The 21,763-nt window shown below is 36.0% G+C and carries 17 protein-coding genes; 16 read left to right on the top strand and 1 reads right to left on the bottom strand.

From position 1 onward, the window contains the following. Positions 1-9 precede the first annotated feature (9 nt). The 10 genes from FC97_RS03590 to FC97_RS03545 all read left to right on the top strand — a co-directional run bounded on the left by FC97_RS03590 (position 10) and on the right by FC97_RS03545 (position 12,302). Entirely contained in the window at positions 10-1,224 is a 1,215-nt protein-coding gene (locus FC97_RS03590; RefSeq protein ID WP_054643118.1) for a phosphoglycerate kinase, read from the top strand. Between the two features lie 28 nt (positions 1,225-1,252). Further along, complete coding sequence (gene tpiA / locus FC97_RS03585; RefSeq protein WP_025085074.1) at positions 1,253-2,005, top strand: triose-phosphate isomerase; 753 nt, start codon at positions 1,253-1,255, stop codon at positions 2,003-2,005. A gap of 84 nt (positions 2,006-2,089) precedes the next feature. Further along, the gene (eno, locus tag FC97_RS03580; RefSeq protein WP_054643119.1) at positions 2,090-3,391 is read left to right on the top strand and encodes a phosphopyruvate hydratase; all 1,302 of its coding nucleotides are present in this window, start codon (positions 2,090-2,092) and stop codon (positions 3,389-3,391) included. Between the two features lie 482 nt (positions 3,392-3,873). Then, on the top strand, positions 3,874-4,932 hold the full coding sequence (locus tag FC97_RS03575) for an oxidoreductase (protein ID WP_054643120.1): 1,059 nt from the start codon (positions 3,874-3,876) through the stop codon (positions 4,930-4,932). 14 nt (positions 4,933-4,946) lie between these two features. After that, on the top strand, positions 4,947-6,488 hold the full coding sequence (locus FC97_RS03570) for a ClC family H(+)/Cl(-) exchange transporter (protein ID WP_054643121.1): 1,542 nt from the start codon (positions 4,947-4,949) through the stop codon (positions 6,486-6,488). Between the two features lie 73 nt (positions 6,489-6,561). After that, complete coding sequence (secG, locus tag FC97_RS03565) at positions 6,562-6,798, top strand: preprotein translocase subunit SecG (RefSeq protein WP_025085070.1); 237 nt, start codon at positions 6,562-6,564, stop codon at positions 6,796-6,798. A gap of 60 nt (positions 6,799-6,858) precedes the next feature. Continuing rightward, on the top strand, positions 6,859-7,596 hold the full coding sequence (locus FC97_RS03560) for an alpha/beta hydrolase (RefSeq protein ID WP_054643122.1): 738 nt from the start codon (positions 6,859-6,861) through the stop codon (positions 7,594-7,596). 8 nt (positions 7,597-7,604) lie between these two features. Further along, positions 7,605-9,950: a ribonuclease R gene (gene rnr, locus FC97_RS03555; protein WP_054643123.1), complete on the top strand. Its 2,346-nt coding sequence runs from the start codon at positions 7,605-7,607 to the stop codon at positions 9,948-9,950. Between the two features lie 6 nt (positions 9,951-9,956). Further along, positions 9,957-10,427, top strand: a complete 471-nt coding sequence (smpB, locus tag FC97_RS03550; RefSeq protein ID WP_025085067.1) for an SsrA-binding protein SmpB — start codon at positions 9,957-9,959, stop codon at positions 10,425-10,427. A gap of 90 nt (positions 10,428-10,517) precedes the next feature. Next, positions 10,518-12,302, top strand: a complete 1,785-nt coding sequence (locus FC97_RS03545) for a DUF2207 domain-containing protein (protein ID WP_054643124.1) — start codon at positions 10,518-10,520, stop codon at positions 12,300-12,302. A 63-nt stretch (positions 12,303-12,365) separates the two neighbouring features. On the opposite strand, the gene FC97_RS03540 is transcribed toward FC97_RS03545, so the two are convergent. Then, entirely contained in the window at positions 12,366-14,645 is a 2,280-nt protein-coding gene (locus tag FC97_RS03540; RefSeq protein WP_054643125.1) for an LPXTG cell wall anchor domain-containing protein, read from the bottom strand. A gap of 259 nt (positions 14,646-14,904) precedes the next feature. On the opposite strand from FC97_RS03540, the gene FC97_RS03535 reads away from it, so the two are divergent. The 6 genes from FC97_RS03535 to FC97_RS03510 all read left to right on the top strand — a co-directional run bounded on the left by FC97_RS03535 (position 14,905) and on the right by FC97_RS03510 (position 21,583). Next, positions 14,905-15,549 carry a deoxynucleoside kinase gene (locus FC97_RS03535; RefSeq protein WP_054643134.1) on the top strand — a complete coding sequence of 215 codons (645 nt, stop codon included), beginning with the start codon at positions 14,905-14,907 and terminating at the stop codon, positions 15,547-15,549. Between the two features lie 135 nt (positions 15,550-15,684). Continuing rightward, on the top strand, positions 15,685-16,179 hold the full coding sequence (locus FC97_RS03530; protein ID WP_025085902.1) for a QueT transporter family protein: 495 nt from the start codon (positions 15,685-15,687) through the stop codon (positions 16,177-16,179). Positions 16,180-16,256: 77 nt separating this feature from the next. Beyond that, a complete protein-coding gene (locus FC97_RS03525) occupies positions 16,257-17,456 on the top strand; it encodes a glycosyltransferase family 4 protein (protein ID WP_054643126.1) in 1,200 nt (399 codons plus the stop codon). Continuing rightward, positions 17,449-18,483, top strand: a complete 1,035-nt coding sequence (locus FC97_RS03520) for a glycosyltransferase family 4 protein (RefSeq protein WP_056967807.1) — start codon at positions 17,449-17,451, stop codon at positions 18,481-18,483. The genes FC97_RS03525 and FC97_RS03520 overlap by 8 nt, the downstream gene beginning before the upstream one ends. Next, complete coding sequence (locus FC97_RS03515; RefSeq protein WP_054643127.1) at positions 18,483-19,526, top strand: lysylphosphatidylglycerol synthase transmembrane domain-containing protein; 1,044 nt, start codon at positions 18,483-18,485, stop codon at positions 19,524-19,526. The genes FC97_RS03520 and FC97_RS03515 overlap by 1 nt, the downstream gene beginning before the upstream one ends. Continuing rightward, positions 19,526-21,583 carry an LTA synthase family protein gene (locus FC97_RS03510; protein WP_054643128.1) on the top strand — a complete coding sequence of 686 codons (2,058 nt, stop codon included), beginning with the start codon at positions 19,526-19,528 and terminating at the stop codon, positions 21,581-21,583. The genes FC97_RS03515 and FC97_RS03510 overlap by 1 nt, the downstream gene beginning before the upstream one ends. Positions 21,584-21,763 lie beyond the last annotated feature (180 nt).

Below are 21,763 nucleotides of genomic sequence, written 5' to 3'. Positions count from 1 at the left end.
TTATTTACAATGGCTAAACTTATTGTTTCTGACGTTGACGTAAAAGGCAAAAAAGTCTTAATGCGTGTTGATTTCAACGTTCCTATTAAAGATGGTGTTGTCGGCGATACAAACCGTATCGTTGGTGCTATCCCAACAATCAAATATGTTTCAGAACATGGTGGAAAGGTTATCTTGCTATCTCACTTGGGTCGTATTAAGAGTGATGAAGACAAGAAAGCTTTATCATTGAAGCCAGTTGCTGCTAAACTTCAAGAATTAAGCGGTATGCCTGTAGAGTTCGTACCAACTAACGAAGGTAAAGAACTTGAAGATGCTATCAACGATCTTAAAGACGGTCAAATCCTATTGATGGAAAACACTCGTTTCCAAGATATCGATAACGACTTCGGCAAACGTGAAAGCAAGAACGATCCTAAACTTGGCGAATACTGGGCATCACTTGGTGACGTATTTATCAACGATGCTTTCGGTACAGCCCACAGAAGCCATGCTTCAAACGTTGGTATTTCAACAGCTATGAAGGCTGCTGGTAAGCCAGTTGCTGCTGGTTTCTTAATGGAAAAGGAAATCAAGTTCTTAGGTAACGCCGTTGACAATCCTGTACACCCATTCGTAACAATCCTTGGTGGTGCAAAGGTTTCAGATAAGATTGGTGTTATTGAAAACTTAATTCCAAAATCAGACCACATCTTAATCGGTGGTGGTATGGCTTATACATTCTTAGCTGCTCAAGGCCACAAGATTGGTAAGTCTCTATTCGAAGAAGATAAAGTTGAACTAGCTAAGGACCTCCTTCAAAAAGCTGGTGACAAGATTGTTCTTCCTGTAGACCACATCGTTGCTAAGGAATTCTCAAATGACGCTGATGCTACAACAACAGATGGTGTTGATATTCCTGATGATGAAATGGCTCTTGATATCGGACCTAAGACAGTTAAATTGTTCCAAGACAAATTAAAGGGTGCAAAGACTGTTGTATGGAATGGACCAATGGGTGCATTCGAAATGAGCAAGTTTGCTGAAGGTACACTAGAAGTTGGACGTGCTATGGGTAGCCTAACAGATGCTATTACTATTGTTGGTGGTGGTGACTCAACTGCTGCTGCTAAGAGTCTTGGTATTGCTGATAAGCTAACACACATCTCAACTGGTGGTGGTGCTTCACTAGAATACCTTGAAGGTAAAGTATTACCTGGTATCGACTCAATTTCAGATAAATAATTATTATTTTTCAGAGGAGAATTAATTTATGCGTACACCTATTATTGCGGGTAACTGGAAGATGAACAAGAATCCTAAAGAAACTCAAGAATTTTTAGACGGTATCAAAGGTAAGTTGCCAGAATCTGGCGTTGAAACTATCATTGGTGCTCCAGCCATCGATCTTACAACACTTGTTGCAGGTGCAGAAGGCACACCATTGAAGACAGCTGCTGAAAACTCATACTTCGAAGATGCTGGTGCATTTACTGGTGAAACTTCACCTAAAGCACTTGACGAAATGGGTATTGACTATGTAATCATTGGTCACTCAGAAAGAAGACAATACTTCGGCGAAACTGATGAAGACATCAACAAGAAAGCCCTTGCTATCTTGAAGAACAACATGCTACCTATCATTTGCTGTGGTGAAACACTAGAACAACGTGAAGCTGGAAAAGCTGAAGACTGGGTAACAGGTCAAATCGAAAATGCTGTTAAAGGCATTTCTGCTGCTGACTTAGCTAAATCAGTTATCGCTTACGAACCAATCTGGGCTATCGGTACTGGTAAGACTGCTACTGCTGATCAAGCACAAGAAATGGTTCACGTAATCCGTGAAAAGATTGCTAGCTTGTATGATGCTGACACTGCTGATAAAGTACGTATCCTTTACGGTGGTTCTGTAAAACCTGCTAACGTTAAAGAATTAATGGCTAAAGAAGATATTGATGGTGGACTTGTTGGTGGTGCATCAATGGATCCAGAATCATATATTGCTTTGGCTAACTTCAATAAATAATTAGTTTTATATAAGTTATTTATTTTAAGTGCCAAAAAGGTTAAAATTGTGTTGTATTAAAATCATAAAGGAGATTTTTAAAATATGTCTGTAATTACTGATATTTTAGGCCGTGAAGTTCTTGATTCACGTGGTAACCCAACTGTTGAAGTTGAACTATATACTGAACTAGGTGGCTTTGGCCGCGCACTTGTTCCATCAGGTGCTTCAACTGGTGAACACGAAGCTGTCGAACTACGTGATGGCGACAAATCACGTTTTGGTGGTAAAGGTGTTCTTAAAGCCGTTGCTAACGTAAACGACAAGATTGCTAAAAAGGTTATCGGCATGGACGTTACTGACCAACGTGCCATTGACCAAGCTATGATCGACCTTGACGGTACACCAAACAAGGGTACTTTGGGTGCTAACGCTATTCTTGGTGTTTCACTTGCTGCTGCTCGTGCTGCTGCTGACGAATTAGGTCTTCCATTGTACGAATACCTTGGTGGTCCTAATGCTCACGTATTGCCAACACCTATGATGAACGTTATCAATGGTGGTAAGCATGCTGACAACAACGTTGACTTCCAAGAATTCATGATTGTACCTGTTGGTGCAAAATCAATGCGTGAAGCCGTACGTATGGGTTCAGAAACTTTCCAATCATTGAAGAAGGTTCTTGAAAGCCGTGGCTTGAACACAGCTGTTGGTGATGAAGGTGGTTTCGCTCCTGATCTAGAAAACAACGAAGCACCATTCAAGATTTTGGTTGAAGCTATTGAAAAAGCTGGTTACAAGCCTGGCGACGACGTTGCTATTGGTTTTGACTGTGCTTCATCAGAATTCTACAACAAAGACACTCACAAGTACGAACTAAAGGGTGAAGGCGAAAACGGTGCTGTTCTTTCAACAGACGAATTTATCGACTTGCTTGATGGTATCGTTGACAAGTACCCAGTTGTTACAATCGAAGATCCTATCGATGAAAACGAATGGGAAGACTGGCAAAAAGTTACTGCTAAACTTGGTAAGAAAGTACAACTTGTTGGTGATGACTTGTTCGTTACAAACACAGACTACTTGAAGAAGGGTATTGAAATGGGAGTTTCAAACTCAATCCTTATCAAGCTTAACCAAATCGGTACACTTACAGAAACATTCGAAGCTATCGAAATGGCTAAAGAAGCTGGCTTCACAGCCGTTGTTTCTCACCGTTCAGGTGAAACAGAAGATACTACAATTGCTGACCTTGTTGTTGCTACAAACGCAGGTCAAATCAAGACTGGTTCAATGAGCCGTACAGACCGTATTGCTAAGTATAACCAATTGATGAGAATTGAAGATCAACTTGGTGACCAATCAGAATACAAGGGTATCAAGAGTTTCTACAACTTAAACAAATAATTACTTTAAGTAATTAATTAAAACAGCCTTAGGGCTGTTTTTTTTGTGTCATTTTTTTGTACAATGTATAAGTGGAGTTTTTACTTATATTTGATGGAAATTGATATCAATCCTATGTAGTGGGATAAATATTGTGAGCTTTAGTTTAAGTGGAAAAGGATTTAAGTGATTTAGGGTATTGAATATCTAAATAAACGCTGTTTTTACTGGCTAAAATTTTAAGATTGTAAACAATAGAATGGATGCTAGTCCGGAGCAACAAGAAAATTGGCTCAGCCATAAAATTTACCTTAGCAATTTATTGCTTAGGTAAAGGCCGAACTTGAAGATCCATGGATTTGTACGAAATGCAAATTCATTAGCTTCCAGTCGGCCTATGGCGTTTCAGCCAGATTTTCTTGTTGCGGAGGACGGGAAGCTAAGCATTACTAAAATCAAATTTAAGTAAAAATCATAAGTAGAAATAGTTGGAGGAGAATTAAATGACATTAAAAATTGCATTTATTGGATTTGGTAAATCGGCCAATCGCTATCATTTGCCATATTTGAATATTCGAAAAGATTTTCAAGTAAAGACAGTTTATACACGTAAGGCAGTTAATGAGACTTTGGCTAAACCTTATCGTGATAAAGGGGTTAATTTCACTAATGATTTAAATGATATTTTAAATGATCCCGAAATTGATTTAGTAACAATTTGTACTCCAGCTCAAACACATTATCAATTAGCTAAGAGTGTAATTGAAGCCAAGAAATCAGTTATCGTTGAAAAACCATTCGTTGATACTTTGGATCATGCACGTGAATTGATTCAATTAGGTAAAGATAATAATGTTTTAGTTATGCCATATCAAAATCGTCGTTTTGATGGTGACTATTTGGCCGCTAAACAGGTTATCGATCAAGGATTCTTGGGCGATATTGTCGAAGTTGAATCACATATTGATTATTACCGTCCTAATACAGTTAATGGTAAAGGAACAAAAGAACAAGGTGAATTCTATGGTTTAGGAATTCATTTGATGGATCGTATGGTTGCTATCTTTGGTCGTCCTGATAAGGTTGTTTACGATATCCGTAATACCGAAGTTAGTGATGCTGTGGATAATTATTTCGATGTTGATTTGCATTATGGCACAAAGATGAAGGTTAAGGTTAAAGTAAGTACTGATGTTGCCAAAGAGTATCCTCGTTTCATAGTTCATGGCATGAATGGCTCGTTTATTAAATACGGTGCTGATCAACAAGAAAATGATCTTAAGGCTGGTATTATGCCAGGAACATCTGGATTTGGAGAAGATAGTCCAATGTATTATGGTTTGGCCAAGTATCGAAATGCTAATGGAGATTGGATTGAAAAACAAATTAAGACACCATTAGGGGATTATGGTTTGTATTATGATTCTGTTTATCAAACATTAGTTAATAAGAAACCAAGATTGGTAACTGATGAAGAAATCTTGACTGATATGGAGTTGCTTGAAGCTGGTTTCTATCAACCTTCACCATCAGTTTATGATGTTCCAAAACTAAACTTTTAATGTAGGGGATAAAAATGAAGGTAGCAATTACTGATAATGAAAAGTTAAAACTGACTTTAGAAGGTGTTCTGGTCGGAGTAATTTCAGGAATTGTTGTAAGTATGTTTAGATGGTCAATAGCTCAATCATTAAAAGTTTTTCAAGGGCTTTATGTAACAGCTAGAAGCAATTTGAGTTTGTTAATTGGTTTATTGGTTGCCATGGTTATTGTGGCAATCTTTGTTGGCTATTTGCTTAAGAAAGAACCTAATATCTCTGGTTCAGGTATCCCACAAGTTGAGGCACAATTAGGTGGCGAGATGCATCTAAAATGGTGGTCAATTTTATGGCGCAAATTTGTCGGAGGTATTTTGAGTATTGGTCCTGGTCTTTTTCTAGGACGCGAAGGACCTTCAATTCAACTAGGGTCGGCTATTGGGCAAGGTGTTGGGGAATTAACACATGACAATCGTGGTGTAAATCAACGTGTCTTGGTAGCTAGTGGAGCAGCTGCCGGTTTATCAGCAGCATTCAGTGCGCCGATTGCAGGGGCAATGTTTGTTTTGGAAGAGGTTTATCATAATTTTTCACCATTAGTTTGGGTAACCTCTTTAGCTAGTGCAGTCAGTGCCAATGTTATTTCACTCTACGTCTTTGGCTTACAACCTGTTTTACAAGTACCATATCAATATAGTTTGCCGATAAAATATTATTGGCATTTAGTTATTTTGGGAATTGTTTTAGGATTAATGGGACGACTCTATCAAATCGTTTTGTTGGCAATGCCATCAATTTACGAAAAGACCAGATTACCTCGATTTATTCATGGTATTATTCCTTTGATCCTAATTGTTCCTATTGGAATGGCTGTTCCACAATTCATCGGTGGTGGTAATGGCATTATTATCAACCTAGATAAATATGGAACAAGTCTCTTATTTCTATTAGGATTATTAGTTTTAAGGTTTGTTTATTCAATGATTTCATATGGATCAGGTTTACCTGGTGGTATTTTTCTACCTATTTTAAACTTGGGAGCTATTATTGGTGCCATCTATGCAGTAGTAATGAACCAATTAGGTTTGTTGCCGATTGCTTTTGAAAGTAATCTGATTATCTTTGCGATGGCCGGTTACTTTGCTTGTATCGGTAAAGCACCATTTACAGCTATTATTCTGGTAACTGAAATGGTTGGTTCATTGAAGCATCTGATGCCTTTGGCTGTGTTGTCATTAGTGGCGTATATCGTGGTGGATCTATTGAATGGTGCACCAATCTATGAATCGTTGAAAGAAAGATTGAATTTAAATTCTGACTATTTAAATCGTGTTAGTAAGTTTACTGATCGTTTGGAAGTACCAATTTATGAAGGTAGTTCAATCGATGGTAAATATATACGTGACATTCCATTTCCTAAAGATATTTTGGTTGTTGGGGTTTATCGAGGAGAACGTCAATTGATACCTAATGGCGATACGCTTATCAAAGCAGGAGATAGGATTGTAGTCATGGTAAATGCTGGTCAGAGAGCTAAAATATCACGGAAGTTAAAGAACATGATTAATGGAATTAACTAGAAATTTGACCCATTTTATGTTATTGTTTTAGAAGTGATTTCAGCTTTCAACACCATGAACGGAGGTTTTACAGGTGTATAACGTTATTGAAACAGTGTTGATAATCGTTTCCATTTTGATAATAATTGCCGTCTTAATGCAACCTACAAAGCAACAAGATGCTTTGAATGCATTGTCTGGTGGTGGTGGCGACCTATTCAGCAACCAAAAGAAACGTGGTTTCGAAGCCTTTATGGTTAAGGTTACCTACGTTTTACTAGTATTATTTTTCGTTTGTTCATTGATACTAGTATACTTATCATCTCACTAAGCAATTTATTCCTCCTGAAAGTTACTCAGGAGGTTTTTTGTTATAAGGAGCATTTGTGATATGAAAATTTTAACGCCCCAACCGTTTTATTTTGATAAGGGTTCAAGTGCAGTTCTTCTTTTGCATTCTTTCTCAGGCACGGCTAATGATATGCGATTACTAGGTAGATTCTTGGAACGCAGCGGTTATTCTGTGTATGCCCCAATGTTTGCCGGTCACGGAACTCCTGAGCCATTGGATATTTTAAATTTTGGCGGACCTGATCATTGGTGGGAACAAACACTTGAAGCAGTGGATTTCTTAAAAGCCCAAGGAAAAAAACAAATTTCAGTTTTTGGGTTATCCTTAGGAGCAATTTTTGCTACTAAAGCTTTAGAAGAAATTCCAGAAATAGTGTCAGGTGGTGTCTTCGGATCGCCACTGTATACAAGTAACTTTCGGGAAATTAGAAATGCCTTTATGACCTACGCAAAAAAGGTGTATTCTGTTCAACAGGGCTTAACAGAAGTTGAGATTGATTCTAAAATTAGAGTTGTTGACTCTAAGATAGATTCGATGTTGACGGAGATAAGTAAAACTACCGTTGGTGTAACTGAAAATTTGGCTGAAATAAATCGACCATATTTTATTGGTCAAGGTACGAGTGATAAATTAGTAAATCCGGATGCCGCAAAAATTGTGGCTCAAAAGGTTGGAACAGCACAGCTGCATTGGTATGATGCAGGACATGTCCTAACCATCAACAGTGCTCACCATGAATTGGAGAGTGCCGTGTTAAACTTTTTAGAAAATAATTGAGGATAGAAATGCCAGATAAAGAAAATAAATTAATTGCAGATATATTAGAGGTTTTCAGAAGTAATCCTGATCGCCGCTACAAGTCTGAACAAATAGAAGATATATTACGAATGCACGGAGCTTCAGCCTTTAAACGTGTTGTTAAAGCTTTGGCTGTTTTGGAAGGCGAAAGCAAGATTAGTTTAACTAATAAAGATGAATTCAAGATGGCTGCACCTGAAACAACAGTTGAGGGTGAATTTAAGGGTAATGATAAAGGATTCGGTTTTGTTCGTTATGATGAAGTAGAACCAGATGCTTTTATTGCTAGAAGTAATACTTTACATGCTGTTAACGGTGATGTTGTTGACGTAAAGATTACTAAGCCATCAAATCCTTGGATTGACAAGGGACCTGAAGGTGAAATCACTAAAATTGTAGAGAGATCATTAACAAAAGTTGTTGGTGAATTCCATCCATACAGTGATTCACAAGTTGAAAAGACTGGTTTCTACGGTTATATTCAAAGTCACGAAAAGAAAATTGCTTCATATATGATTTTCATTTCTGATAAGGGTCTCCATCCACAAATGGGGGATATGGTTCAAGTTTCTATTGATGAATATCCTGATGATAAGCATCCTCAAAGTATGGAAGGTACAGCGCTGGAGGTAATTGGTAACAAGAATGATCCTGGTGTCGATATTATGTCAATCGTGGTTGATAATGATATTAATCCCGAATTTCCAAGTGAAGTTCTTAAGGCTGCTGAAGAAATTCCTGATCATGTTTTGGATAGTGAAAAAGAAGGTCGTAAAGACTTAACTGATAATATGGTTATCACTATTGATGGGGATGATTCAAAAGACTTTGATGATGCCGTTGGTGTTGATATGTTGCCAAATGGTAACTTCCACTTGGAAGTTCATATTGCTGATGTTACACATTATGTCACAGAGGGCTCACCAATTGATCAAGAAGCCTATGCTCGTGGAACAAGTACTTACTTGGTTGACCGAGTAATTCCAATGTTGCCATTCAGATTATCTAACGGTATTTGTTCTTTGAACCCTGATGAAGATCGTTTGGCTTTGACATGTGATATGGAAATCAATCACAAAGGTGATATTGTTAAATATGATATCTATCCTAGTGTGATCAGATCTAAGTATCGTATGACATATAATAATGTTAATGAAATTTTGAAGGGTGACGAACTTCTTACTAAAGAATATGCACCATTAGTTCCAATGTTGAAAAACATGGCTGATCTTCATGAAATTTTATTCAATAAGCGTCATGAACGTGGTGCCATTGACTTTGAAGAAACTGAAGCACAAATTATTGTTGACGAAAATGGTAAGCCAATTGATATCAAGTTAAGAGAACGTGGAACATCTGAAAAGATGATTGAATCATTCATGTTAGCTGCTAATGAAACTGTAGCCATGAATTATAATTTGAAACACGTACCATTCTTGTATCGTGTCCATGAAAAGCCAGATGATGAAAAGGTTAAGAATTTCTTTGAATTTGTTGCCGCAATGGGAGTTCAAGTTCAAGGTAATTTGAAAGAAATTACACCAAAGATGTTCCAAGAAGTTTTATCAAAGGTTGTTGGTACACCTGAAGAACCAGTTGTCACAATTATGTTATTGCGTAGTATGCAACAAGCTAGATATTCTGACAATCCATTGGGTCACTTTGGTTTGGCTGCTAAGTATTACACTCATTTTACTTCACCAATCAGACGTTATCCTGATTTGATGGTTCATCGTATGATTCACAGTTATGCTGTTAATGGCTTTACTGATGATGAACAAGCTAAATGGAAAGAAAAATTACCAGATGTTGCTGAGCATACTTCTGGCCGTGAAAGAATTTCTATCAATGCTGAACGTGCGGTTGATGATTTGAAGAAGACTGAATATATGGCTGATCAAGTTGGTAGTGAATTCGATGCTGTTGTCAGTTCTGTAACTAGCTTTGGAATGTTTATTCAGTTGGATAATACTGTTGAAGGTTTGATTCATATTTCAAACATGAAGGATGACTTCTATGAATATGATGAAAAGAGCATGTCCATGCATGGTCGTGGTACTGGTAAGACATTTAAGGTTGGACAACCAATCAAAGTTAAATTGATCAGAGCTGATGTTGAGCATCGTCAAATTGATTTTGAACGTGTTCTAACACCTGAGGAACAAGAACAAGCCGATAAGCGTGAAGCCGAATTTAAGAAGAAGCGTTCAATGCAGCATGGTCGTGGCCGTGGTGGACATGGACGTCATAATGACAAACGTGGTAACGGTAATAGTAGTAATAGTCACAACAATAATAACCATAAGAGACGTGGTAAATACGAAAGCCGGTGATGAACGATGAAGAAACATCACACAAAGGCTGCTAATGAAGTAGCCAATAATCGTAAGGCTCGTCATGACTACAATATTTTAGATACATATGAGGCGGGTATTTCTTTGACAGGAACTGAGATTAAATCAGTTCGTGCTAGTAAAATCAATATTAAAGATGGTTTCGTTCAACCCCATAATGGGGAACTTTGGTTAGAAAACGTTAATATCAGCGTTTATGATCAAGGAAATCAATTTAATCACGATCCATTGAGAAATCGTAAATTGCTTTTACATAAGAAGGAAATCCGTAAAATAAGCTCAACAGTTCAAGAAAAGGGAATTACTGTAATTCCTTTGAAGGTTTACTTAAAGCATGGTTTTGCTAAAGTATTGATTGGCGTAGCTGAAGGTAAAAGAAAATACGATAAACGTGAAACAATTAAAAAACGTGATCAAGAAAGAGAGATTCAACGTATTGTTAAGAATGCGTATTAACCTTTTGGTTGATCGCTTTTTTTTTACCTAAATTTTTAAAGTGTTAGAATATGATAAAATTAGTCTATTAATGATTCAACGGGGGATCAAATGAAAAAACTAGTAGGGCTGTTATTTGCTTTCTTAGCAATTTTTCTAGCACTTCAAACTACCACTGATGTAAAAGCTGATAAATTCACAGTCAAAAATTATGACGTTACTGTAAACATCAAAAAAGATGGCAACGCTGATTTAACACAAAAGATTGTTTATGATTTTCAGGGCGATTATCATGGTGTTTATTATAATCAGGATTTAAAGGGGATTAAGGGCGCCAGTGATCCAGTCGTTACTTATAATAATGGGGCTGGAGCTAAGACTTTAGTTAATAATGATTCAAATCAGAATAATACTGTTAAAGTTACTAGAACTGACAATTCAATGGATATGAAAGTTTATCATGCGGTTGATTCAGAGATGGTGACATATACTTATAAATATCAACTTTATGGAGTAATCACTAATTATTTAGATACAGCTGAGTTAAATTGGAAAATTATTGGTAATGGTTGGGATAACGATTTGAATAACATCAAGTTAACCTTGAATTTTCCAGAGAAAAATATTACGCAGTTGCAAGCCTGGACACATGGACCATTAGCGGGACATACTGAAGTGAATAAGCAAAAAGGGCAAGTAGTAATGACCTTAGATGAATTGCCTGCTAATCAATCAGTTGAAAGTCACGTTATTTTTCCCACAATTGTAACCGCTGATAATAAAAATATCGTGAACAAAAAGGCTAAAGCAAGAATTCTAGCTGCTGAAAAATCAAAAGCTGAAGCGGCCAATGCTAGACGTCAACGAGAAAAGAATTTTTATTGGATAATGATGGCGATTGCTGGAGCGGTTATTGTTATTATTTATCTCTATCAATTTATTAAATTACGCAAAAATCCGGGACAAAAGCATCAAATACCAACACCGTTGCATCATTTGTTTGATGAGCCAGAATTTATTCCTAGTTTTACCGAAGTGATTTTGGATCGTCAGTCAAAAGCTGATAGCAACTCTTTAACAGCTGATTTATTGAATGAAGTTGGTTATCGTCGTATGAAGATTGATAAGATCGGTAAGGACTATCAAATTACGGCTTTGGTTCCGCCAACCAATGAATTCTTTAAATATCTAATTGAGAAAATCGGCGATGGTAAATCGGTCCGCTTGAAAGATATTCGCAAATTTGCTCGCGGTAATGATGATAAGATGACTAAAAAATTTGATAAATGGGCTAAAGATGCAGCTAAAGGTCGAGAAAAATATTTAGACTTAGGAAATATGAATTTGGTTGACAGTTTTAAAGTTGCCACAATAGCTGTCGATATTATTCTGGGTATCATGCTGATGATTTCCTTAATTCTCAGCAGTACAGTTCTACTTAGTAGCGCAATTCTAGTAGTTATTGGCCTTGTAGCTTGGATACCATATGCGATTATAAAGAAGAAAATTACACCGTATACAGATTTAGGTGAAGAAGAGGTTAACAAGATTAGAGCCTTTAAACGAATGCTAGAAGATATTGATGATATTAAGATGGCTGAAGTTGGTGATATCATTCTTTGGGAACGTTTCTTACCATATGCAGTTATCTTCGGTGTCTCTGACAAAGTAATTAAGGCTTTGAAAGTTAATTTTGGAGCTGATGTGGTCAATAATTCGGCCATTGCATATTACTATATTGGAAGTAGTAGGTTTCTTAACAGCAATACAGGCTTCCAAACGGCTTTCACAGGAGCAATTTCAGCAGGGGGCTCAAGTATCTCAGGTGGATCAGGCGGTTTCTCAGGAGGCTCGTCTGGTGGTTTTGGAGGAGGTTCCGGTGGTGGAGCTTTCTAAAAATATATTGAGACAAAAAAATGGACTGAGAAAAAATTCTCAGTCCATTTTTTATGCAATTAATTAAGCATGACGACGGTTAAGATAAACAATACTAATTAGAAGAACGAATCCTAAAAGACTTGCTAGTAAACCAGATTTAGTACCAGTTTGAGGGAGTTTGTCAGTATTGGATTCTGAAGTAGAACTATTGCCATTATTTGAAGTGCCAGGGTTCAATGGGTTAGTGATAAGTCCACCTTCATTATTGTTATTGTCTGTAGCGGGATGTTCAGGATCAACGATTAAACCACTATCGTTGTCATCTTTATCACCGTTACCATTTTCATCGGGTTTAGAAGTATTGCCTTCATTACCATTATTGTCGCCAGGTTCTTGAGTGTTACCTTCGTTGCCATTGTTATTATTGCCGGGTTCTTGAGTATTACCTTCATTACCGTTGTTATTATCACCAGGTTCAGTTGTGACGGTCTTAGGGTCTGATGTTTCTAATGTACCAACACCGGTCTCATTGGAGTTCTCAGTGATAGTAAATGGAATCTTATCAGGATTTAAATCATAATCTTCAGGAGCTTTAGTTTCTAGGAAGTAATACTTGCCAGGTTTAAGATTGTCAATTTTGATAACACCTAGCTCATTTGTTACAGCAGTTTCTAGAGCAATACCATCATCACCATAAAGAGTATATTCAGCACCAGGGACGCCAACTGTTAAATCATCACGATCAAATTTTTGAAGAACTGCACTATAGCCATTTTCACCAGTAATTTCTTTTTCGTTTTCAACGGAAATCATTTTTGGTGTTAGATTATCAGCACTAATATCGAATTCAATATCTTCGCCTTTGAGATAACCTTCGGGAGCTTTAGTTTCAACTAATTTATAATGTCCAACTGGTAGGTTGTAGAAATGGCCAAGACCTAAACGGTCGGTAGTGATTGTTCCAACAACTTCACCTTTATCATTAACAATGTTAAATTCGGCACCGGCTAATTTGTAGCCAGTTTCGGCATCAATTTTCTTAATAACAATTGAACCTAATTCCTCTTTTTCAGGTTCGTCAACACCAGTTACTTGAACAGGGGTTGTAGTTTGTCCAGTGATGGTAAATGGAATTTCGTTTTCATTCAATTGATAACCAGCAGGAGCTGTGACTTCTTTGAAATAATAGTCGCCAGCACTAAGGTTAGTTAATTTGATTTGACCATTTTCATCAGTTGTTAAATTAGTTTGAACAGGGGTATCTGAACCAACTTTATAAAGGTCATAAACAGCGCCTGCTAGTGGAGTAGTCTCGTCTTGCTCATTGAATTTAGTCAATGTAGCACTGCCAAGTTTGTTACCACTACCATTACCAGAATTAGTTCCACTAGAAACTTTCCCAGAAGCTGTTTCTTTGATCTCTTGAGATTCATTACCGTTTCCAGTAATTTTTCCTGTCATTGTAGCGTCGTTTCTAAAAACTGTTCCATCCGTTACTTTGCTTGGATCAGTAACTTTAGTTTGGAAGGTTATAGCGTACATTTGTTTTCCAGAATTTGGAATAGTTAGATCAAATCCATTTCCAGACTCATTTAGAGTGTAATTGCTTGAAGGAACAGTATCTCCACGTTTGTAGGTACCAGTTTCCTTATCCTTCCAAGTAGCCTCTTGAACGACAACAGAGCCAGATATATATTCAAGATTAGGATCAGTAATAGTATCAAAGACGCTCATTGTTCCGAAATTTAATTCATTACGGTTGGCAAGGATAGTCCAAGTAACGATTTCGTTACCTTCGGCATCAGTACCAAAGACACCCTTTTTTGAGATGTTTTTGTCACTAGCTTTAGTTTGAAGAATGCTTTGTTGAGTATTTCCATTTTTGATAGGAAAATCAACATCGTTTGAACCAACTTGAGCTTTATTACGATCTACGGTGACACCTGTATTGATAGAAAGTGTTCCCTTGACACTTTCTAGTTCTTCAACATTCTCGTTGAAAGTAACAACAATTTGATTACTGCTGTTTAAAATTGCAGTACCAATGACTTCACCATTATCACCAACAACATTGAATGGTTTGTCATTTGCTGTGACAGCCAAAGGACTTGGTACATCAATAGTTAAAGTATCTCCATTTTGAAGATTGAAGCCAGTTGAGTCGTACTCATATACGAGTGGTACAGTACTACTCATACTATAAATTTTATCTTGATTCTTGATATAACCACTTGTGATCATTTGTGAACTATCATAATTTGTAGCAGCCTCAACATTGTTACTATTAAAAGTAAAAGCCAAAACCACGACAGCTAGTCCAGCTATGAGAGCACTGAAAATATTTCGTAATTTATTCCCCATGTTTCTTCCCCTTTCTTGATTAGTACAGTCCAATTATAGAATGATTAAAGGGAATACGATAGGGCTTAGGGATAAATAATATTTTATTATTAAAAAACGTTATTAATAAGGTGATTGTTGCTTGTGATAAATACCACATATGGTGAAATTTCAAAAATATATACAATATATAGAATTGAAGTGGTATCATAGTGAATGTTGTTTTTTTGCAAATTAACAAATCAAATAAAGAATTAAAAAGCTACGGAGGAGAATAATGATGATCGTATTGAGCGGCGCAATTGGAGCCGGAAAGAGTTCATTGGCGACTATTTTATCAGAACACTTAGGAACTGAGGCTTTCTATGAACAAGTTGATAATAATCCGGTTTTGCCATTGTTTTATAAAGACCCTAAGAAATATGCATTTTTACTACAAATTTACTTTTTGAATAAACGTTTTGATTCAATTAAGAAAGCAATGGTACAGGACAATAATGTTTTGGACCGTTCAATTTACGAAGATTCACTATTCTTCCATATGAATGCTGACATGGGTAGAGCTACTCCTCAAGAAGTAAAGGTTTACGATGAACTTCTAGACAATATGATGCAAGAATTACCATATGCTGCCGCTAAAAAGGCACCTGATCTATTGGTACATTTGGATATTTCATATGACACAATGATTCACCGTATCGAAAAACGTGGTCGTTCATATGAACAGCCAGAACAAGATCCAACTTTGCCAGAATATTATCATCAACTACTTAGCCGTTATGATGGTTGGTATGACGATTATGATTACAGTCCTAAGATGAAAATCGATGGCGACAAGTATGATTTTGTTGAGAATCCTGAAGATCGTCAAAAAGTTCTTGATTTAATTGATGAACAATTACGTGAACGCGGAACATTAGACTAAATTATTAAGACAAAGCCGATAAGTGGTTTTGTCTTTTTTATTAGCTTGATACCAAGTTAAAAATAAGATAACCTATTAAGAGCAGTTTACACTGATGAACCTGCGGAATTAATTAAAACAGTGGAGGGTTTTATTTTGAGTAATTTAAAAGTAAGAGATATCACACAATTGGCTTTGGTAGCGGCGCTTTATGTAGCAGTAACAATTGCACCTGTTATTTCGGCGTTTTCCTACGGTCAAATCCAATTTCGAGTTTCAGAGATTTTGATGTTATTGCCATTTTTTAATCATAAATATAGTTGGTCTCTGATTATTGGATGTTTTATCTCAAATATCTTTAGTGCATCATTAGGGGCATATGATTTAGTTTTAGGAACATTAGCAACAGCAATTGCTTGTTACTTGATTACAAGAGTTCCTGCTAAGACAAAATTTCTATGGCTAGTACCTGTGATTTGTGCCGTTGTGAATGGATTAATTGTTGGGGCAGAATTGCATTTTGTCTTGAAATTACCATTTGCTTTGAACTTTGTTACGGTTGGACTAGGTGAGTTAGTTGTTGTAGCTATCGGTGCGGTGATTTTCTATTTCTTGATGCAGAATAAGAGTTTTAGTAAATTAATAAAGTAAGGCAGAGATGAGGGAAGTTCTTCCCTCATTTTTTTGTTATAATCTACTTTATAGAGTTTGCAAGGAGATGTGATCTTATGAACATCGGAATTTTTACTGATACGTACTTTCCACAAGTTAGTGGGGTAGCAACATCAATTCAAACATTGAAGAATGATCTAGAGAGAAAAGGTCATTCTGTTTATATTTTTACGACAACAGATCCCAATGTACCTAAGAATACAATTGAACCTAATATCTTTCGCTTAGCAAGTGTGCCTTTTATCTCATTTACTGATAGAAGAATTGCTATTCGTGGGATGTTCCATGCAGTTGAGTTGGCTAAAGAGTTAAAACTTGATATCGTTCATACACAGACAGAATTTTCTTTAGGAATGATAGGAAAGTTTGTCGCTAAACAATTAAAGATTCCATTTGTTCATACATATCACACGATGTATGAAGATTATTTGCATTATGTCTTAAATGGTCATTTGTTGAAGCCATATCACGTTAAGCAAATGACAAAGTTGTTTTTGAAGAATGCTTCAGGGGTAGTTGCTCCAAGTAAGCAAGTAAGAGAGACTTTGGATCGTTATGGCATCAAAACACCAATTTCAATTGTCCCAACAGGGGTTGATTTGTCAGAATATACGAAACCAGTTAATGCTTCAGTTATACGAGAGAAATTGGGTATAGCAGAAGATACACCGGTCATTTTGATGCTTAGCCGTATTGCTTTAGAGAAAAAAATTGATCATATGCTTAGATCCATGCCAGAATTATTAAAATATAATCCAAAAATTATGTTGGTAATTGTTGGTGATGGTCCCGATATGGAAGAACTAGTTCAAATGAGTAAGGACCTAAATATTACCGATAATGTTATTTTTACCGGTGAAGTAGCCCATGATGAAATTTCACCATACTATCACATGGCTGATCTCTTTGTATCTTCAAGTGATACAGAATCACAGGGACTAACTTATATTGAGGCGATTGCTTCAGGCTTAAAAATAGTAGTTAGAAGTGCACCTTATACTGATGCCTTGTTGACTGATCCATCAGTTGGTGTAACATTCAGTCAAGATGACCAGTTAGTACCTAAGATTAAGACATATCTCGATCACCCTAATTCATTTGATGACCGTGAAGCTCGTCAAAAGGTACTGTATGGTATTTCATCAGATGGATTTGGTAACTCGATTCTTGATTTCTATCGTCATGCCGAGGATTACTTCGTCAGAGAGAAGCTTTCAGATTCATCAATCGATCCAGAGGAGTATTCTAATGATTAAAATAAACATGTTTTCATCCGCAGATAAAGTTGCAGGCCAAGGTGTAGGTAGTGCCTATATTGAATTGGTTAATTTGCTAAAAGATCGTTTTAGTGATGAATTTGATATTAAGATAAATGACTATCATCGCAGTGATTTAAGTCATTACCATACAATTGATCCACAGTTCTACTTATCTACATTTTCTAAAAAAAGAGGCCGTAAGATAGGCTATGTGCATTTTCTTCCAGAAACTTTGGAGGGGAGTATCAAATTGCCTCAACCGGCACGTGGTATTTTTTATAATTATGTAATTAGTTTTTACAAGCGCATGGATCAAATCGTGGTTGTTAATCCAACTTTTATTGACAAGTTGGTAGCACATGGTTTGGATCGTAAGAAGATCAAATATATCCCTAATTTTGTTTCAACTGATAATTTTTACGAAAAGAGTGCTGAGGAAAAGGCTGCTTTCCGTAAAAAGATTGGTGTTCCAGAAGATAAATTTGTCGTTTTTGGTGATGGACAAGTTCAAGAACGTAAGGGAATCGATGATTTTTATAAATTAGCACAAGTTAACCCAGATATTCAGTTTATTTGGGCAGGTGGCTTTTCATTTGGTAAGATCACCGATGGTTATGACCGTTATAAAGATATGATTGATAATGCGCCTAAGAACATGATCTTCACAGGAATTGTTGATCGTAATGATTTGGTTAACTATTATAATATTTGTGATTTATTCTTGTTACCTTCATACGATGAGTTGTTCCCAATGTCAGTTTTAGAAGCTTTCAGTTGTGGTGCTCCAGTACTATTGAGAGATTTAGAACTATATCGTGCAATTATTGATGGCTACTATCAAAAAGCTGATGGCTTTTCAGATATGAATGCCTTTATTAATCATGCTAATCAAGATCGTTCAATTTTAGAGGATTTCAAGAAAAAATCTAAAAAGGCTGCCAACCAATACTCAGAAGATAATTTGAGTAAAATTTGGTATGACTTTTATACAGAACAATATAATATTGCTAAACAGGATAAATAATGAGTAGAAAACATATAGCAGCAATTTTTGTGATGTTGGGATTAGGAATTGGTATTTTCTGGTGGGAAGCTAGAAATATTCACTTTAATTCCTTGGTTTCAACGTTTAAGAGTTTAAATTATTTTTGGCTTGCAGTAGCGTTTTTATCAATCCTATTGTCATATGGTGTCGAGGCTATGGTATTGCATACGCTACTGAAAAAGAAAGAGGATCGTAAGTTTGGTTGGTGGGAGATGTATCGTATTCCCTTACTTCAGGCGCTTTTTAATGCTATCACGCCTTTTTCTTCAGGTGGTCAACCCGCACAGTTACTTGGTTTGATGCAATCAAAAATCGACGGTGGTCGTGCTAGTTCGGTCTTATTGATGAAGTTTGTTATTTATCAAGCGATGGTACTAGTCAATTTCATCGTAGCCATGTTAGTAAGTTTTAGTAGTGTTGCTAAGCACTTTTCTGGATTAGCGACTTTGATTGTTTTTGGAATGGTAATTCACGTTGTAACAATTTCGTTCTTGTTAATGATCATGTATTACTACGATTTTACAAAAAAAATGGTACAAATTATTTTGAAACCGGTTTTATTTTTTCTAAAAGAAGAAAAACGTGATAAAATTTTACAGTCAGCTATAAACAGCATTGATAGTTTCTATAAGGAAAGTTTAGTTTTAAAGCAGGAGAAAAAGAAAGTGATTAAAGCATCACTTCTAACAATCGTGCAATTATTCCTATACTACTTTGTGGTTTATTTTGTTTTATTGGCTTTGAATTGTGACCACGTAAATATAATCGATGTATTAGTTATGCATATTATGATTGTTATGATTGTCTCAATCTTTCCAATTCCTGGTGGATCAGGTGGGGCGGAATTCAGTTTTAAGACATTATTTGCTGGATTCATACCTTCTTCGTCAGGCTTGATTTTAGGTATGTTTTTATGGAGATTTATTACGTATTATTTGGGGATGTTCTTAGGGATTATCGCAGTTTCAAAGAAACCAAAAATTGAACAACAAGTTGCTAATAAATCTATGGAGCGAAAATAATGAAGCGTATTACTAAAGGTATTTCCAAGTTTCTAAACACTAGGCTAGGATTTGTACTTCTAGCTGTGTTTTTATACACTCTGAAAACGATTTATGCTTATACAACTAAGTTTAACTTAGGTGTAAAAGGATCGATTCAGACATTTTTAATGATTATCAATCCGATTCCAATCATGCTATTGCTGTTTGGAATTGCTTTATATATGAAGGGAAGAAAGTCATACATCTTTCTTCTGATTATTGATTTCTTAGATTCGGTTTGGCTATTCTCGAATATTTTGTATTATCGTGAATTCTCAGACTTTCTAACAATGGTACTTATCAAGGGTTCTGGTTCAGTAACCAACAACCTGGGTAAAAGTATCATGGGAATTTTGAAACCAACCGATTTTCTAGTTTTTCTTGATGTTATTGTCTTAATATTATTATTGGCCTTTCATGTTATAAAGATGGATGTCAAACGTCTTAATTGGCGTATTCCAGTTTTAATTAGTTCATTAGCTGTATTGCTGTTTGGTGCTAATTTAACTTTAGCTGAAAGTGATCGTTCACAATTATTGACAAGAACTTTCGATAATAACTATATCGTTAAGTATTTAGGCCTTAATGTCTTTAATATTTATGATTTGGTTAAGACAACAAAGACAAATGCTGTTAAGTCGCAAGCAAAGAGTTCTGATATTGATTCAATTGAAAAATATATGAAGGATAATTACGTTCAACCTAATGTTGAATATTCAGGGGTTGCTAAGGGTAAGAACGTCTTCATTATTCACTTGGAGAGTTTACAACAATTCATGATTGACTATAAGTGGGATGGTGAAGAAGTAACACCTAATCTTAATAAGATTTATCATGAAAACAATACATTGAGTTTCGATAACTTCTTTAACCAAGTTGGACAAGGTAAGACTGCCGATGCCGAATTAATGCTTGAGAATTCACTCTTTGGTTTGCCAGAAGGGTCAGCTATGGTTACTGATGGTACAAGCAATACTTTCCAAGCTGCACCTGCAATTTTGGATCAAGATGGTTATACTACTGCTTCATTCCATGGGGATGTTCCAAGTTTCTGGAATCGTGATAATGCTTATAAGTCATGGGGCTATGATTACTTCTTTAGTTCTAATTACTATAAACAAAAGAAGAGTTATAACGTTGGTTATGGTATGAAGGATAAGATTTTCCTTAAAGATTCAACACAATATATTGAACAATTGCCACAACCTTTCTATGCTAAGTTGATTACAGTTACGAACCATTATCCATATACATTGGACAAGAAGAACCAAAGTATATCTAAGACTGATACCGGTGATAAAACTGTTGATGGTTACGTTCAAACAGCTAGATACTTAGATGAGTCTATTGGTGAATTCATGGATTGGCTTAAGGCTACAGGTTTAGATAAGAAGAGTATGGTCGTCTTTTATGGTGATCACTATGGTATTTCTGATAATCATAAGAAGGCCATGGCTAAACTTACGGGTATTAAAGGATTCAATGATTTTAATAATGCTCAGTATCAACGTGTACCATTTATGATTCATATGGATGGACTAAAAGGCGGAATCAATCATACTTATGGTGGTGAGATTGACGTCTTACCAACTATCTTGAATCTTTTAGGTGTTGATAATAAGAACATGATTCAATTTGGTAGTGATTTACTATCAAGTGAACATTCGCAAGTAGTGGCATTTAGAAATGGTGATTTTGTATCACCAACGGTCACTAAAGTTGGAAGTACCTACTACAATACCAAGACTGGTAAAGTAGATAAAAAGATCTCGAAGACTGAGAAAGAAAAACTATCTAACAAGGTAACAACGGAATTGTCTCTATCAGATAGGGTTATTAATGGGGATCTCTTAAGGTTCCACAAGCTACCTGGATTTGAAACTGTCAATAAGAAGGATTACTCATATAAGAAGAGTACTGCTTTGAAGAAATTAAAGGCAGCAGAGAAGAAGAAGGGTACTAGTTTGATTGAACAGAATGATAATAAGTCCATGGTTGACTTGTATCAAACTGATGCACCAGAATTAAGTAAATAATGAGATAAGCGTTAGAAGTCAGTAAAATGATTTCTAGCGCTTTTTGTTTGCCTTCAAAAATACTATAATCACTGTGTGAAAATAATCAACGAGTTAATTTAGGAGATTTTGAAAAAAATCAGAATTTTTTGTAAAAAAGGGTTGCAACTCTCTTATTCGATTGGTAATATATATCTTGTT

Origin of the sequence: Companilactobacillus kimchii DSM 13961 = JCM 10707 (assembly GCF_001435445.1) — a bacterium.
Taxonomy (GTDB): domain Bacteria; phylum Bacillota; class Bacilli; order Lactobacillales; family Lactobacillaceae; genus Companilactobacillus; species Companilactobacillus kimchii.
The sequence above is the reverse complement of the archived record's forward strand: the minus strand, read 5'-3'. Positions and strand labels throughout refer to the sequence as shown.